Source organism: Azospirillum sp. TSO5 (assembly GCF_003116065.1).
Taxonomy (GTDB): Bacteria; Pseudomonadota; Alphaproteobacteria; order Azospirillales; family Azospirillaceae; genus Azospirillum.
In genome coordinates, this window is record NZ_LGQY01000170.1 from 1 (window position 1) to 15,461 (window position 15,461).

The window sequence follows — 15,461 nt, forward strand, 5'->3', positions numbered from 1 at the left end:
CAATGCCATGGTCCGAGACAACAAGGAATGGGAGGCAATGCCACACTCACCATGAAAACAACATGGTTGCTCCCCCGCTTTGCGGGAGAGGGGGCAGGACGCTTGTGCGAGTGAACTGAATTGCGAAGCAGCGGCAGTTCCCTCTCCCGCGAAGCGGGGGAGGGTTAGGGAGGGGGCATCGAAGTCGGCGACTGATATGAAAATAGTCCTTGACCGATACCGCATAAAATCCTAGAACCAATCCTGTCAAGGCGACGGGTCCGCCCCTCGGACCTGCCGCCCGACAGCACCAAAGCTCCCCCCTCGCTTCGGTCCGAAAAGGGCCGGCCGGACACTCGAAGGTCCGGCCGGCCCTTTTCGTTTTCGCGTTTCGCCCGCGGCCGGCGCTGCGTCCCGCACGCATCCCGACAACCGGATGGCGGAACGATCCCTCCCGCCGTCACCGAGCGGGAGCCGCAGGAACGCGAAAGGAAAACATCCCCATGTCGACCAGCATCGCCCAGGCTTTCGTCAAGCAGTTCGAGCGCGAGGTCCACGAGGCCTATCAGCGCATGGGATCCAAGCTGCGCAACACGGTGCGCAGCAAGAACAATGTGCAGGGCGCCTCCACCGTCTTCCAGAAGGTGGGCAAGGGCGCCGCCTCCACCAAGTCGCGCCACGGCGCGGTTCCGGTGATGAACCTGGACCACACGCCGGTGGAATGCGCGCTGTACGATTTCTATGCCGGCGACTGGGTCGACCGGCTGGACGAGCTGAAGACCAACATCGACGAGCGGCAGATCATCGCCAATGCCGGCGCCTACGCGCTGGGCCGCAAGACCGACGAGCTGCTGATCGCCGAGCTGAACAAGTCCGTCAACTATGCCGGCAGCGCCGCCGACGGGCTGACCAAGGCCAAGATCCTGGCCGCCTTCGAGATGATGGGCGAGGCCGACGTGCCGGATGACGGCCAGCGCTATGCCGTCGTCGGCTGGAAGCAGTGGAGCCAGCTGCTGGGCATCGAGGAGTTCGCCAGCTCCGATTATGTCGGCACCGACGAACTGCCCTGGCGCGGCACCCAGGCCAAGCGCTGGCTCGGCACGCTGTGGCTGCCGCATTCCGGCCTGACGCTGAACGGCGGCGTGCGACTCTGCCACTGGTACCACAAGACGGCGGTCGGCCACGCGGCGGGCGCCGACGTGAAGACCGACATCACCTGGCACGGCGACCGCGCGGCGCATTTCGTCAACAACATGATGAGCCAGGGCGCCGCGCTGATCGACACCACCGGCGTGGTCACCCTGCGCTGCCTGGAGAGCTGAGCGGGGGGTGAATTTCCCTCTCCCGTCCCGGGAGAGGGAAGGGGCCCATGCGGAGCATGGGAAGGGTGAGGGGTGATCCAAGGAGCCATGCGGTTCCGGACCCTTGCCTTACCCCTCACCCTCCCCGCGCGTTGCGCGGGTCCCCTCCCTCTCCCAGGGCGGGAGAGGGCATTTTTCCCATTAAAATCCGGAGACTTCGATCCATGGCCTATGCGTCCAAGGATTTGAGCGTGCTCGCCTATGCGAACGGCTTCACGCTCTGGCACTACACCACGGCCGATGCGGCGACCGACGTCGACACCGCCGGCTATTTCAACGGCGCGGCCGACCTGCTGCGGGTGGGCGACATGCTGCTGGCCAACTGCGCGGTCGGCGGCGCCACGCCGGCCACCGGCGTGCTGGTGGTGGCGGCCAGCGCCAACGGGGCGGTGGATGTCGCCAACCTGACGCCGTTCGGCAGCGCCAACAGCGACTGATCCGCCGAAGGGGGAGGGCGCCGCACCTCGACCATAGAGCGCGGCGCCTTCCCGGAACCCTGGAAAGGGAGACCCGTCCATGGCCCTGACCGCCATCGGCCTGTGCGGACGGGCGCTGATCAAGCTCGGCGCCACCGCCATCGCTTCCTTCGACGACGGCTCCGCCGAGGCGGAGGTGGCCTCCGCCCTCTATGCACCGACGCGCGACGCGCTGTTGTCGGCCAATGCCTGGAGCTTCGCCAGCGTGCAGGCGACGCTGCCGCGGCTGGCCGAGCCGCCGGTCGCCGATTATGCCTGCGCCTTCCAGCTGCCGGCCGATTTCCTGCGGGCGCTGGGGGCGGGAGGCGATGGGCGGGGGCGCGGCCTGTCCTATCGCATCATCGGACGGACGCTGCTGTGCGATGCCGGCGCCGTCACCCTGTCCTACATCGGCCGCCCGGCGGAGGAGGAGTTTCCCGCCTTTTTCGATCAGGCGCTGATCGCCCGGCTCGCCGCCGAGTTCTGCATTCCGCTGACCGAAAGCTCGACGCGGGCGGAGCTGCTGGCCCAACTGGCCGAGAGCGAGTTCCGCCGCGCCCGCCAGATCGACGCCCAGCAGGACAGCCAGCCCGGCTTCGAGGACTTCACCCTGATCGACGCGAGGGCCTGATGGGACGGTTGCATCAGGTCAAGACCAACTTCACCGCCGGCGAGGTGTCGCGCCGCCTGCTCGGGCGCGGCGATCTCAAGGCCTATGACAACGGCGCGCTGGCGCTGCGCAACCTGTTCATCGATCCGACCGGCGGGGTAACGCGGCGGTCGGGGCTGGCCTTCACCGCGCTGGCCCGTGGCGACGGCCGGCTGGTGGCGTTCGAGCGCAATGCCGAGCAGACCTATCTGCTGGTCTTCACCGACGGCTGGATCGACGTGTTCCAGGGTGGCACCAAGCTGGCCTCGGTTGCCGCACCCTGGACGTTGACGCAACTGGCGCAGATCACCTGGACGCAGAGCGCCGACACGCTGCTGGTCTGCCACCCCGACCTGCCGCCGCGCAAGCTGACGCGCGGCGACGATGGGGCATGGACGCTGGCGGAGTGGGCCTTCGCCGTCGAGGGGGAGTTGCTGCGCACGCCCTTCCACCGCTTCGGTGATCCGGCGGTGACGGTGACGCCGTCCGGCACCAGCGGGGCGATCAGCGTCACCGCCTCGGCCCCGGTGTTCGACCCCCGCCACGACGGCACCCGCATCCGCATCAAAGGCAAGCAGTTGCAGGTGACCGGCGTGGTGTCGGCAACGCAGGTCAACGCGACGGTCAAGGAGGCATTGGCCGACACCCAGCCGACGACGCAATGGGAGGAGCAGGCCTTCTCGGCATTGCGCGGCTGGCCGGTGTCGGCGGCCTTCCATCAGGACCGGTTGGTGATCGGCGGGTCGCGCGACCTGCCCAACCGGCTGTGGCTGTCGCGCTCCGCCCAGATCTGGAACTTCGACCTGGGCGAGGGGCTGGACGATCAGGCCATCGAGTTCGGTATCCTGTCCGATCAGGTCAACGCGGTGCGTGCCGTCTTCTCCGGCCGGCATCTGCAGGTCTTCACCTCCGGCGCCGAATATATGGTGACCGGCGACCCGCTAACCCCGCAGAGCATGCAGGTCAACCGGCAGACGCGCATCGGCTCGCCGATGGACCGTGCAATCCCGCCGCGCGATGTCGAGGGGGCGACGCTGTTCGTGCCGCGCAACCGGCGCGAAATCCGCGAGTTCCTCTATACCGACACCGAAGCGGCCTATCAGGCCAACGATCTGGCGCTGTTGGCCCGCCATCTGGTGGCCAGCCCACGCGACCAGGATTACGACCAGAACCGCCGGCTGCTGTTCGTGGCGATGGAGGACGGCACGCTGGGGGCGCTGACCGCCTACCGGGCGGAGAATGTCACCGCCTGGACCCTGCTGGAGACCGACGGGGCGGTGCGCTCCGTCGCCGCGGTGGGGGACGAGGTTTATGCGCTGGTGGAACGGCGCGGCGTCTGGACCGTCGAGAGGTTCGACGACGCGCTGAACCTCGATGCCGCGATCACCGGCGAAAGGGGTGAGGCAACCGCAGTGTGGGGCGGGCTGGCGCATCTGGAGGGGCGGACGGTCGCCATCGTCGCTGATGGGGTGATCCGCAACCCCGCCACGGTGCAGGCCGGCAGCGTCACGCTCGACCCGCCGGCGCGCAAGGTCGAGATCGGGTTGCCCTACACCCACCGGATCGAGCCGCTGCCGCCCAACCTGCTGGGGCAGGCGACCGGGGCCGACATCGTCCGGCTGGTCGCCGTCACCTTCCGGCTGGAGGAGACGGCGGCGCTGCGTGTCGATCTGGGGCGCGGGTTGCAGGAACTTCCGCTTCACCGGCTGGGGCCGCAACCGGCAGGCGGGGTGCCGCCGCGCGTGTCCGGCGACCGCCGGTTGCGGGCGCTCGGCTGGCGCTATGACACCGACGTCCCGCTGTGGCGCATCGAACAGGATGCGCCACTGCCCTTCACGCTGCTTTCCGTGACCATGGAACTGAAGGTGAATGACTGATGGGTGGAATCACTCCCCTCGTGACCACGGCGCTGCCGCTGGCGAACTCCGTCATCGGCACCGTGCGCAACGCCGGCGCCGGCCAGTCCAGCGCCGCCGCGCAACAGGCCGCAGCCCAGCAAGCCGCTGCCGAGCTTGAGTACAAGCGCCAGCAGGACGCGGCGCAGGCTGCCGCCGCCCAGGCGGCGCTGGAGCAGAAATACCGCGAGGAAGCGGCGGCGGCCGAACGCAGTGCCCAGGCCGCCGCCGCCGCCCGCCAGCAGCAGGCCCAGCTGGAGGCCGAGGCACAGGCCCGCCAGTGGAGCCATGACGCCGAGTTGCGGCAACGGGAGGAAGAACTCCAACGTCAGAAGGACGAGGCCGCCGCTGCGGCTGCGGCGGCGGCGCGGGCCAAGGAGATGGAGGATTACCGCGGATCCCAGGAACAGACGCTGGCCCAGCTGCGCGCCAGCCAGGAGGAGGCGGTCCGCGCCAAGGAAACCGACGCGCAGACCCAGCTGGCCCAGCTGACCGCCGCGGCGGACGCCGCCGAACAGCGCCGGCTGGCGGCGTTGCGGCAGGCGGTCAGCAAGACTCGCGCCGGGCTGGGCGCACGGGGCGTCACCGCGCAGGACGGTTCGGGCGAGGCGATCCTGCTGGGGTTGACCAACTCCAGCGAGACCGAGCGCAAGGATGCCCAGGCGACCGACCAGTTGAAGCGCGCCGCCATCCAGCAGAGCCTGGACGAGGCCAAGCGCCGCAACCTGCTGGAGTTGTCGCAACTCGCCGACCGTCAACGGCTGGAGTACATGAGCAAGTTCTTCTGAGGAACGGCTCCATCAACCGGAGACCCCCCGATGACCACGTCGCTTCTCATTCCGCGCGGGACCCCGCGCGTGCAGTATCTCGCCGACGGCATGCAGCGGGTCTTCACCTACCCGTTCCCGATCTTCGCCGACGAGGATCTGCAGGTCTTCCTGGGCGCCGCCCTGCAAAGCACCGGCTATGCGATCGGCGGAGCCGGTGCTACCGCAGGCGGGGCGGTGACTTTTGCCGTCGCTCCGGCGGAGGGGACGGTCGTGCTGCTGCGCCGCCGGCTACCGATCGAACGGCGCAGCGATTTCGGCGAGAGCGGACCGCTGCCGGCCTCCGCCCTCAATGGCGAACTGGACCGGCTGACGGCGATGCTGCAGCAGGTGGCGGGCGACCAGGAGCTGATGCTGCGCTATGGCGACAGCGACCTGCCGGCCTCGCCACTGCTGCCGGAGCGGGCCTTGCGCCAGGGCAAGCTGCTGGCCTTCGACAGCGCCGGCAATCCCACCGTCCGCCCGCCGGTGGACGAGGAGGCGCTGGCGACCTATGTGCCGCCGGGCCCCGGGGCCACCGCCCGGCCGGTGCGCGACAAGCTGGCCGACCTCGCGTCGGTGAAGGATTTCGGCGCGGTGGGCGACGGGCTGGTCGACGACACGCTGGCCCTGCAGGCGGCGCTGACCTCCGCCCGCGCGGTGTTCGTGCCGCCGGGGACCTACCACATCGCCAACACGCTGACGCTCGGCCATGGGCAGACGCTGTACGGGGCGGGGCAGGCGTCGGTCATCCGGGGCGCATCCAACGGCTTCGACCTGATCCATCTGCCGGACGGCTACGCCACCCTGTCGGGCCTGCGGCTGGAACAGGGAAAGGCGGGGGTGCGGCTGTTCGGGCGCGATGGGCCTTGCGTGCAGAACAGCCTGACCGATCTGACCCTGTGGGAGCCGGAGGTGGGGCTGCTGTTCGACGGCTACATCGACCCGAACCTGCCCTGCTATTGGAACAACATCGCCCGCGTGCTGGTGGCGCGGCCGTCGCGCCATGGGGTGTGGCTGACGCGGACGGGGGCGGGCGACACGCCGAACGCCAACCGATTCCACGCCGTGCGGGTCTATTCGCTGTCGGCGCCGATGACCGGCTGCGGTTTCCTTGTCGAGCAGGGGCGCTTCAACAACTCCTTCTTCGACTGTGAGGCCAATCTGTGGCCGCAGGCGGAGGCCTGTTTCCGCGTCGGCGCCGTCACCGACAAGACGCTGATCGTGAATTTCTATGCCGAGTCGCTGGGCGCCCTGCCGAACCTGCAGCTGGATGCCGGGTCGGTGGAGACGGCGATCGTCAACCTGTTCTCCGCCGCCGCCGGGCCGGCGATCCTCGACCGGTCGGGCGGGCAGTATACGGCGGTCAATGCCGGCTATCCGGAGAAGAACCGGCTCCAGCGCAGCCGCGTCACCGAACTGGTGGTGGAGGCTCTGCGCTATGACACGGAGTATGTGGAGCCGGCCACCGGCGGGGTGGTGGCGCTGGACCTGACCAGCTCGGTCTATCTGGCCAGCGCCTATGGCGGGGCGGTGGAGTTGCGGCTACCCAAGGCCGGGGACGCCAACGGCCATGCGGTGACGATCAAGCGCACCGATGCATCGACCAACCCGTTGACGGTGACCGAGACCGGCGGGCCGGGGCCGGATGGGCGGACGCTGTCGCTCGGCAACCGGTACGACTTCGTCACGCTGGTGTCGAACGGCGCCGGCTGGTGGATCGTCGCCGGGAATAGCCAGCCCGGCAACGCCCACTATCACGACACCCCCGGCCTGTTCGAGCCGGACCTGAACCAGCAGCTTTATCTGGTCAGCGCCTGGAGCGGGGCGGTGGAGGTGCGGCTGCCGGCGCCGTCGGCCGCGCATGCGGTCGGGCGGACGGTCACCGTCAAGAAGTCCGACACCGGCGGCAACCGCGTCACCGTCACCCAGGTTGGTGGCGGCGGACCGGACAGCGAAGCCATCGCGCTGATCGCGCAGGGCCATGCGGTGACGGCGATGTCGAATGGCGCCGGCTGGCACATCCTGGGGCGGAATCCATGACGGGGAAGGACGACGACAGCTTCGCCGGCTTCGTCCAGGGCTGGAACGGGATGGTCGAGTTGAAGACCCCCGCCCACCACGCGGATATGGCGGGCTGGCTGGAAAAGCATATGGCCGGGCCGAACCGGCGGATGCTGCTGATGGCCTTCCGCGGGTCGGGCAAATCGACGCTGGTCGGGCTGTTCGCGGCCTGGCTGCTGCTGCGCGATCCCAACCGCCGGCTGCTGGTGCTGGCCGCCGACCTGAGGCTGGCGATGAAGATGGTGCGCAACGTCAAGCGCATCCTGGAACGTCATCCCGGCTGCAGCCATCTGAAGCCGCCGAGCAAGGAGCGCGACCAGTGGGCGGCCGACCGCTTCACCGTGGTGCGGCCGATGGAGTTGCGCGACCCGTCGATGGCAGCGGCCGGCATCGGCGGCAACATCACCGGCAGCCGCGCCGACGTGGTGATCTGCGACGACGTGGAGGTGCCGCGCAACGCCGACACCGCGGTGAAGCGCGCGGCATTGCGCGAGCGACTGTCGGAACTGGAGTATGTGCTGGTGCCGGGCGGGGCGCAGCTCTATGTCGGCACGCCGCATGCGCAGGACAGCCTCTATGCCGAGGAGACCGACGACGGCAGCCCGCCCTTTCTCGACGGGTTCGAGCGGAAGGTCCTGCCGGTCTACACCGAGGATGAGCAGGGCAAGCGCACCTACGCCTGGAAGGAGCGCTTCGGCGAGGCGCATGTCGCCCGCATCCGTAAATTCACCGGTCCCAACAAATTCACCAGCCAGATGCTGCTGCGCCCGGTCAGCATCACTGATGGGGTGCTGAATGTCGACAATCTCGGCCGCTACGACGCGGAGCTGGAGTATCGCGAGGCGCTGGGCCGCGCGGTGCTGACGCTGGACGGGGTGAAGCTGGTGTCAGCCACCTGCTGGTGGGACCCGGCCTTCGCCCGGCCGGTGGGGGAGGGCGACGGCAGGGTGAAGAGCGGCGACGGCAGCGTGGTCGCCGCGGTGTTCGCCGGGGAGGACAAACGCCTCTACCTGCACCGGGTGCGGTATCTCGCCGTCGATCCCAAGGCGCCGGAGACGGAGGCCGACCAGCAATGCCGGCAGGTCTCCCGCTTTTTGGCCGACAACCATCTGCCGGCGGTCCACATCGAGATCAACGGCATCGGCCGCTTCCTGCCCGGACTGTTACGCGAACGGCTGCGCAACGACCGGCTGGCCGCCGGGGTGGTGGAGGAGTTCAGCCACACGCCCAAGGTCCGCCGCATTTTGGAAGCCTTCGACGCGCTGCTGGCCGACCGCCGCCTGCTGGCCCACCGGCAGGTCTGGGAAACGTCGTTCATCCGCGAGATGCGCGACTGGCGTCCGGACGGCCGCTATCGCGGTCCCGACGACGGGCTGGACGCGGTGGCCGGCTGCCTGGGCGCCGAACCCTTCCGCTTCGACCGCAGCACCGCCCCGTCCGACCGCCGCGCCGACTGGCGCGGTGCGGGTGCGGTGATGGCGGAAGCGGATTGGGAGCTTTGAGTCGATTCCTCACCACACGAACGGGAGACCCCGATGCATGATGCCCTGACTGGAGGCCTGGATCTCGCCTGGTGGATCACCGCTGTCGAGCTGCCGGCGATGGGCGGGCTGTTCTGGCTGATCGCGCGGGTGCGCAAGGATGCCGACAGCGCGCTGGACGATCTGCGCAGCCGGGCCGAGGAGGCCCAGGCGCAGGTGCGCGAGAGCCTTGCCGCCTACAAGCTGGAGGTCGCGAAGACCTATGTCTCCTTCGCGACGCTCAAGGACGTGGAACAGCGCCTGACCGACCATCTGCTGCGGATCGAGACCAAGCTCGATTCGGGTTTCATGCCGTTCGAGGGCGGGCGGCGCTGACCGGGGCCTTGACCTGGACCGGGTGGGCCGGCTCAGTCGGCGTGGTGGATCATCGCCTGATAGATCTTCCAGGCGACCTCGACCGACACGCCGCCGGCCCGCGCGCCGGCAGCCAGCATGGTGGCGCTCGGCTTCAGCGGGACCGCGGTCTGACCCGGTTCGCACAGCGCGCCCATGGCGGTGACCGAGCCGCCCAGGTCCGCGTCGCAGGGCTGGGTCTTCTTCATCAGGCTCATGGAAATCGCGTTCATGGCGGGTCCTCCGTTGACTTGGAACTGTCACAGCAAAAGCGGTGCCAACCGGTGCGAACGGCCTGAAGTCAGGGAATCGCGGAGGTTGAGAGGGCGAAGCGGCCGATCCGGCGGAGAAGGACGGCGCCGAATTTCAAAAATACCCGCAAAATGCCGAATAGTTTCGAGTGTGCTTTGCAAAATGCAACGCGCGAAGCGTGCGGAATTGCATTCGGGGAGTCGATCTTGCGTTGTGCCGGGATGAGCAGAGCGGGGCGTTTCCAAGGTACTGCGACGCTGCGGCTTCGAGGTCTCTGGCCGGTGGCCGCGCGTTGCGTTAGTGTCCCACCGTCATGACCGACCGCATCATTCATCACATGTGCCGCGCGGACGAGTGGGACGCCGCCCGCCCGGCCGGCCGCTATCCCGGCTCGTCCCAGGATGTCCAGGACGGCTTCATCCATTTCTCGACCGCCGCGCAAGTGACGGAGAGCGCCGCCAAGCACCGCGCCGGCCAGGACGGCCTGCTGCTGCTGACGGTGGACGCCGACCGGCTGGGCGACGCCCTGCGCTGGGAGCCGTCGCGCGGCGGGCAGCTGTTCCCGCACCTCTACGGGCCGCTGCCGGTGGATGCCGTGCTGCGCGTCGATCCGCTGCCGCTGGGACCGGACGGGCGCCATGTCTTCCCGGCCGGCTTTCCCTTCACCCTTCAGGACCTCGTTCCGTGATCGACCTCTATCCGCTTGCCGGGCCGCTGCTGTTCCGCTTCGACCCTGAGACCGCGCATGGCCTGACCATCAAGGCGCTGAAGTCCGGACTGGTCCCACCGGCCCGCGGCAAGGATGAGCCGGCGTTGCACACCCGCGTCTGGGGGCTGGACTTCACCAACCCGGTCGGGCTGGCCGCCGGCTTCGACAAGAATGCCGAGGTGGTCGACGCCATGCTGAACCTGGGCTTCGGCTTCGTCGAGCCCGGCAGCGTCACCCCGCGGCCCCAGCCCGGCAATCCGCGCCCCCGCCTGTTCCGGCTGGTGGAGCAGCGCGCGGTCATCAACCGCATGGGCTTCAACAACGAGGGGCTGGAGGCCTTCGCCCAGCGGCTGGAACGCCGCCGCGACTCCGGCAAACGCGCGCCCGGCATCGTCGGCGCCAACCTGGGCAAGAACAAGGACACGGTGGACGCCGCCGACGATTATGTGATCGGCGTGCGCCGGCTGGCGCCGCTGGCCGACTATCTGGTCGTCAACGTCTCCTCTCCCAACACGCCGGGCTTGCGCGCGCTCCAGGGCCGCGACCCGTTGCGCGCCCTGCTGGAACGGGTGCTGGAGGCGCGGGCGTCCTGCGGCCTGACCCGCAACCCGCCGCTGCTGCTGAAGATCGCCCCCGACCTGACGGTGGAGGACAAGAGCGACATCGCCGCGGTGGCGCTGGAGAGCGGCATCGATGGACTGATCGTCTCCAACACCACCATCGCCCGGCCCGACAGCATCCCGGCGGCGATGCGCAGCGAGGCCGGCGGCCTGTCCGGCGCGCCGCTGTTCGAAGCCTCCACCTCCGTCCTGCGCGAGATCTACGCGCTGACCGGCGGCAAGCTGCCGATCATCGGCGTGGGCGGTGTCGCGACCGGCGAGGACGCCTATGCCAAGATCCGCGCCGGCGCGTCGCTGGTGCAGCTCTATTCGGCGATGGTCTATGCCGGTCCGGCGGTGGTCCACCGCATCCGCCGAGAGCTGGCGGAACTGCTGCGCCGCGACGGCTTCCGCTCGGTTGCCGAGGCGGTGGGGGCGGATCACCGCTGAGGGTCCGCAGGATGCGGCGGGCAGGAGCGTAGCATTAACGGATCGTCAAGCGGGTGTCCCGACAGTGAGGAACCCGCCACGGTTCCGTGTCATGCTCCTGTCAGAGGCTGCGCACCCGTGAAGGCCCTGACCGCCGACCTCCGCCCCGGAACCGCCGCCTCATCCGCGGCCGTTCCCTTTACCCTGGTTCCCGCGATGACCCTGCTGACGCACCTCGTCTATGCGCTGGCCTATCTGATCGCCGGGGTTTCGGCCGGTGCGGCGCTGTGGGCGCTGCGTCCGGAGGCCGATCCGCTGGTGGCGTGGCTGGCCGGCGCGCTGGTGGTGCTGGCCGGCGCCCTGGTCCATGACGTGGTGACGCGGCTGGAGCGCGAACGCAAGGCCGCCCGCCGCATCGCCCGCCTGAACGACCGGGTGGAGGAGCTGGCCCATCTGCTGGAACAGCAGCTCGCCGCCGATTCCGGCGCCCAGCCCGATGGTGGCGTCCGCTATGACGCGGTGATGCAGGAGGTGAAGCTTCTGCAGTCGCTGGTCGCCCGCCTGACCGAACGGCGCGCTCCGCGTCCGCCGGCCGCAAGTGCCGAGCGCCGTCCCGCGCCGGCCCCGTCCGCCGCCGCGCCATCTGCCATTTCTCAGGCCGCGCCGGTGGCGGCGCCGATGGACGATGCCGCAGTGCTGGAGGCGGTGCGCGACGCGCTGAAGGCCGACCGCATCGATGTCTATCTCCAGCCCATCGTCAGCCTGCCCCAGCGCAAGCACCGCTTCTACGAGGTGTTCTCACGTGTGCGGGCCGCAGACGGGCAGCAGATCATGCCCGACCGCTATCTCGACATCGCCGAGCGTGAGGGGCTGATCGCCACCATCGACAACCTGCTGCTGGTCCGCTGCGTCCAGCTGATCCGCGAGACGGAGCGGCGCCAGCACGCCATCGGCTTCTTCGCCAACATCTCCGCCGCGACGCTGGCCGACGCGGAATTCATGCGCCAGTTCCTGAACATGATGGCGCAGAACCACGCCCTGGTGCCGAAGCTGGTGTTCGAATTGAGCCAGCACGACCTGCGCGTCGGCGGGGCGGTGACGATGGGCATCCTGTCGCAGCTGGCGCGGCTGGGCTTCCGCTTCTCCATGGATCAGGTGACCGACCTCGCCATCGACCTGGACCGGCTGCTGCGCCACGAGTTCCGCTGCATCAAGCTGGACCGCGCCCTGGTGCTCGACCCCGCCAATGCCGGGCGCATCCGCGAGCTGCGGCACCGCTGCGCCGCCGAGGGCATCGACCTGATCGTCGAGAAGATCGAGACGGAGAACCAGCTGGTCGAGGTGCTCGACACCGGCTTCGACTTCGGCCAGGGCTACCTGTTCGGCGAACCGCGGTTGAGCCGGAAGCCGGAGTGAGGCGTGTAGGCAAGTGCCTGCCAAGGAACCAATGCCGAGTTGTGGCGGCATTGCAGCGTTGGTCTGTCCACACCCTTGATTTCCGCCACCGCGCTTGACATTCCCCCACGCGGCGATGGAAATTTCGCGTTCCCGGCCAAGTCCGGGCACCCGATGCGGGTGAGACCAACACTAGTGAAATGGTGACTTCGGTGACGTCCAACATCGCCATCACGCTGCCCGACGGCAGCGTGCGGGAGTTCGACCGGCCGGTGACGGGGCTTGAGATTGCCCAGTCCATCGGTTCGCGCCTGGCCAAAGATGCGCTTGCCGTCAAGATCGACGGCACGGTGAAGGACCTCACCACCACCGTCACTACCAACGCCAAGATCGAGATCGTCACGCGCAACCACGCCGACGCTCTCGAGGTCATCCGCCACGACGCCGCCCATGTGCTGGCCGATGCGGTGCAGAAGCTGTATCCCGGCACGCAGGTCACGATCGGTCCGTCGATCGCCACCGGCTTCTACTATGACTTCGCGCGCGACGAGCCGTTCACGCCCGAGGATCTGGAGAAGATCGAGGCGAAGATGCGCGAGATCGTCGGGGCCGACATCCCGATCGTCCGCGAGGTCTGGGACCGTGACGAGGCAATCGCCTACTTCAAGAAGCTCGGCGAGCATTACAAGGCCGAGCTGATCGAGGCGATCCCGCAGGGCGAGCCGGTGTCGATCTACCGCCAGGGCGACTGGCTGGATCTGTGCCGCGGACCCCACGCCATGACGACGGCCAAGGTCGGGCAGGGCTTCAAGCTGATGAAGGTGGCCGGCGCCTATTGGCGCGGCGACAGCCGCAACCCCATGCTCCAGCGCATCTACGGCACCGCCTGGCGCGACGAGAAGGAGCTGAAGGCCTACCTGCACCAGATCGAGGAGGCGGAGAAGCGCGACCACCGCAAGCTGGGCAAGGAACTGGACCTGTTCCATGTCCAGGAAGAGGCGGTCGGCTCGGTCTTCTGGCATCCGAAGGGCTGGACGCTCTACCAGACGCTGGAAACCTACATCCGCACCAAGCTGAAGGCCGCCGGCTATGTCGAGGTCAAGACGCCGCAGCTGATCGACAGCTCGCTGTTCAAGGCGTCGGGTCACTGGGACATGTATGGCGACAACATGTTCAAGGTGGAGGCCGACGGCGGCGAGAAGCTGCTGGGCATCAAGCCGATGAACTGCCCCGGCCATGTCCAGATCTTCCGCCACGGCCTGCGTTCCTACCGCGACCTGCCGATCCGCATGGCGGAGTTCGGCGCCTGCCACCGCAACGAGCCGTCGGGCGCGCTGCACGGCATCATGCGCGTTCGCGCCTTCACCCAGGACGACGCCCACATCTTCTGCACCGAGGATCAGGTGCAGAGCGAGGCGGCCGAGTATTTCAAGCTGCAGCTCGGCGTCTACAAGGACCTGGGCTTCGACAAGATCTCGGTGAAGCTGGCTCTGCGTCCGGATGTCCGCACCGGCGCCGACGAGTTGTGGGACCGGGCCGAAGGGGCGCTGGCCCAGGCGCTGCGCGACGCCGGGCTGGAGTATGAGGAACTGCCGGGCGAGGGCGCCTTCTACGGCCCCAAGGTGGAATTCCACCTGACCGACGCCATCGGCCGGACCTGGCAGTGCGGCACGCTGCAGTACGATCCGAACCTGCCGGAACGACTCGATGCCAGCTATATCGGTGAGGATGGCGCCCGCCATCGGCCGATCATGCTGCACCGGGCGATCCTGGGGTCGATGGAGCGCTTCATCGGCATGCTGATCGAGCATTACGCCGGCAAGTTCCCGCTGTGGCTGTCGCCGGTGCAGGTCACCGTCGCCACCATCACCAGCGAGGCCGACGGCTATGCCGAGGAAGTGGCCAAGCTGTTGAAGCGCAAGGGCCTGCGCGTCGAACTCGACACCCGCAACGAGAAGATCAACCTGAAGGTCCGCGAGCACAGCCTGCAGAAGGTTCCCCTGATGCTGGTTGTCGGAAAGCGGGAAGCAGACGAACGGACGGTCGCGCTCCGCGTGCTGGGCGGCAAGGATCAGGAAATTCTTGCCCTCGACGCCGCCGTGGCTAAACTGGTTGAGGAAGCGAGATCGCCTGCCGGCGAAACCGTGACCGATTCGCCGTTTTAACCGACTACGCGACGCCGCCGGCCCTCCTCTGGACGGCCGGCTTCCGCGTGGTTTCAGACCATGGAGAAGCGTCCATAGCCAGGATCCCGTCCGAAGCCGCCCCGACCCGCGAAGGCCCGCGGGTTAACCGGGAGATCTCGGCTCGTTCCGTTCGTCTCGTCGGTGCCGACGGCGAGATGATCGGGGTGGTGTCGTTGCGCGATGCTCTGCTGGCCGCTGAGGATGCCGGTCTCGATTTGGTCGAGATCGCTCCCCAGGCGGAACCGCCCGTCTGCAAAATCCTCGACTATGGCAAGTTCAAGTACGAGGCGCAGAAGAAGGCGAACGAGGCCCGCAAGAAGCAGAAGATCATCGAGGTCAAGGAGATCAAGCTCCGGCCGAACATCGATGACAACGACTATGACGTGAAGATGCGCTCGGCGCGCCGTTTCCTTGAGGAAGGTGACAAGGTCAAGGTGACCCTGCGCTTCCGCGGCCGTGAGATGGCGCACCAGGATCTGGGTATGAATGTGCTGGTCCGCGTCCGCGACGAGCTGGAGGCGCTGGCGAAGGTCGAGCAGATGCCGAAGCTCGAAGGCCGCCAGATGGTCATGGTGCTGGCTCCGCGCTGACGCGGGGTGAGGTTACGGAAAGGCCCGTCCGGGATGCCGGACGGGCCTTTTTTCTTGTGTGGTGTCGCTGTGCGGTTGCCCCCTCCCTAACCCTCCCCCGCTCTGCGGGAGAGGGAACTCCGCCGCTTCAACACTTACTCCCTCTCCCGCGAAGCTCTCGCACAAAGCTTTGCTTTGTGCTGACGCGACAGGCGGACCATAGGTCCGCTGAGAGCGGG

At 68.2% G+C, this 15,461-nt stretch carries 14 protein-coding genes; 13 read left to right on the top strand and 1 reads right to left on the bottom strand.

Annotation, left to right across the window (positions count from 1 at the left end):
- Positions 1-482 precede the first annotated feature (482 nt).
- From TSO5_RS31385 to TSO5_RS31425, 8 genes are all read left to right on the top strand, one after another.
- Positions 483-1,301, top strand: a complete 819-nt coding sequence (locus tag TSO5_RS31385; protein ID WP_109075936.1) for a phage capsid protein — start codon at positions 483-485, stop codon at positions 1,299-1,301.
- Between the two features lie 203 nt (positions 1,302-1,504).
- Entirely contained in the window at positions 1,505-1,777 is a 273-nt protein-coding gene (locus tag TSO5_RS31395) for a hypothetical protein (protein ID WP_085090227.1), read from the top strand.
- Between the two features lie 79 nt (positions 1,778-1,856).
- Complete coding sequence (locus TSO5_RS31400) at positions 1,857-2,426, top strand: hypothetical protein (RefSeq protein ID WP_109155284.1); 570 nt, start codon at positions 1,857-1,859, stop codon at positions 2,424-2,426.
- Positions 2,426-4,321 (top strand): hypothetical protein, encoded by a 1,896-nt coding sequence (locus TSO5_RS31405; RefSeq protein WP_109155285.1) that lies wholly within the window; start codon positions 2,426-2,428, stop codon positions 4,319-4,321. Before TSO5_RS31400 ends, TSO5_RS31405 begins: the two co-directional genes overlap by 1 nt.
- The gene (locus tag TSO5_RS31410; RefSeq protein ID WP_146203881.1) at positions 4,321-5,127 is read left to right on the top strand and encodes a hypothetical protein; all 807 of its coding nucleotides are present in this window, start codon (positions 4,321-4,323) and stop codon (positions 5,125-5,127) included. Before TSO5_RS31405 ends, TSO5_RS31410 begins: the two co-directional genes overlap by 1 nt.
- A gap of 30 nt (positions 5,128-5,157) precedes the next feature.
- Positions 5,158-7,188, top strand: a complete 2,031-nt coding sequence (locus TSO5_RS31415; RefSeq protein WP_109155287.1) for a glycosyl hydrolase family 28-related protein — start codon at positions 5,158-5,160, stop codon at positions 7,186-7,188.
- The gene (gene terL / locus TSO5_RS31420; protein ID WP_109155288.1) at positions 7,185-8,711 is read left to right on the top strand and encodes a phage terminase large subunit; all 1,527 of its coding nucleotides are present in this window, start codon (positions 7,185-7,187) and stop codon (positions 8,709-8,711) included. The genes TSO5_RS31415 and terL overlap by 4 nt, the downstream gene beginning before the upstream one ends.
- 33 nt (positions 8,712-8,744) lie before the next feature.
- Complete coding sequence (locus TSO5_RS31425) at positions 8,745-9,065, top strand: hypothetical protein (protein ID WP_109075942.1); 321 nt, start codon at positions 8,745-8,747, stop codon at positions 9,063-9,065.
- A gap of 32 nt (positions 9,066-9,097) precedes the next feature.
- Here TSO5_RS31425 and TSO5_RS31430 read toward each other — a convergent pair whose 3' ends face one another.
- A complete protein-coding gene (locus TSO5_RS31430; protein WP_109155289.1) occupies positions 9,098-9,316 on the bottom strand; it encodes a hypothetical protein in 219 nt (72 codons plus the stop codon).
- A 332-nt stretch (positions 9,317-9,648) separates the two neighbouring features.
- On the opposite strand from TSO5_RS31430, the gene TSO5_RS31435 reads away from it, so the two are divergent.
- From TSO5_RS31435 to infC, 5 genes are all read left to right on the top strand, one after another.
- Positions 9,649-10,023, top strand: a complete 375-nt coding sequence (locus TSO5_RS31435; protein WP_109155290.1) for a DUF952 domain-containing protein — start codon at positions 9,649-9,651, stop codon at positions 10,021-10,023.
- On the top strand, positions 10,020-11,093 hold the full coding sequence (locus tag TSO5_RS31440) for a quinone-dependent dihydroorotate dehydrogenase (RefSeq protein WP_109155291.1): 1,074 nt from the start codon (positions 10,020-10,022) through the stop codon (positions 11,091-11,093). Before TSO5_RS31435 ends, TSO5_RS31440 begins: the two co-directional genes overlap by 4 nt.
- A gap of 117 nt (positions 11,094-11,210) precedes the next feature.
- A complete protein-coding gene (locus TSO5_RS31445) occupies positions 11,211-12,488 on the top strand; it encodes an EAL domain-containing protein (RefSeq protein WP_247871061.1) in 1,278 nt (425 codons plus the stop codon).
- A gap of 179 nt (positions 12,489-12,667) precedes the next feature.
- Positions 12,668-14,632, top strand: coding sequence for a threonine--tRNA ligase (gene thrS / locus TSO5_RS31450; RefSeq protein ID WP_109155293.1), 1,965 nt, complete (start codon positions 12,668-12,670; stop codon positions 14,630-14,632).
- An 83-nt stretch (positions 14,633-14,715) separates the two neighbouring features.
- On the top strand, positions 14,716-15,243 hold the full coding sequence (gene infC, locus TSO5_RS31455; protein ID WP_085090744.1) for a translation initiation factor IF-3: 528 nt from the start codon (positions 14,716-14,718) through the stop codon (positions 15,241-15,243).
- Positions 15,244-15,461: the final 218 nt, after the last annotated feature.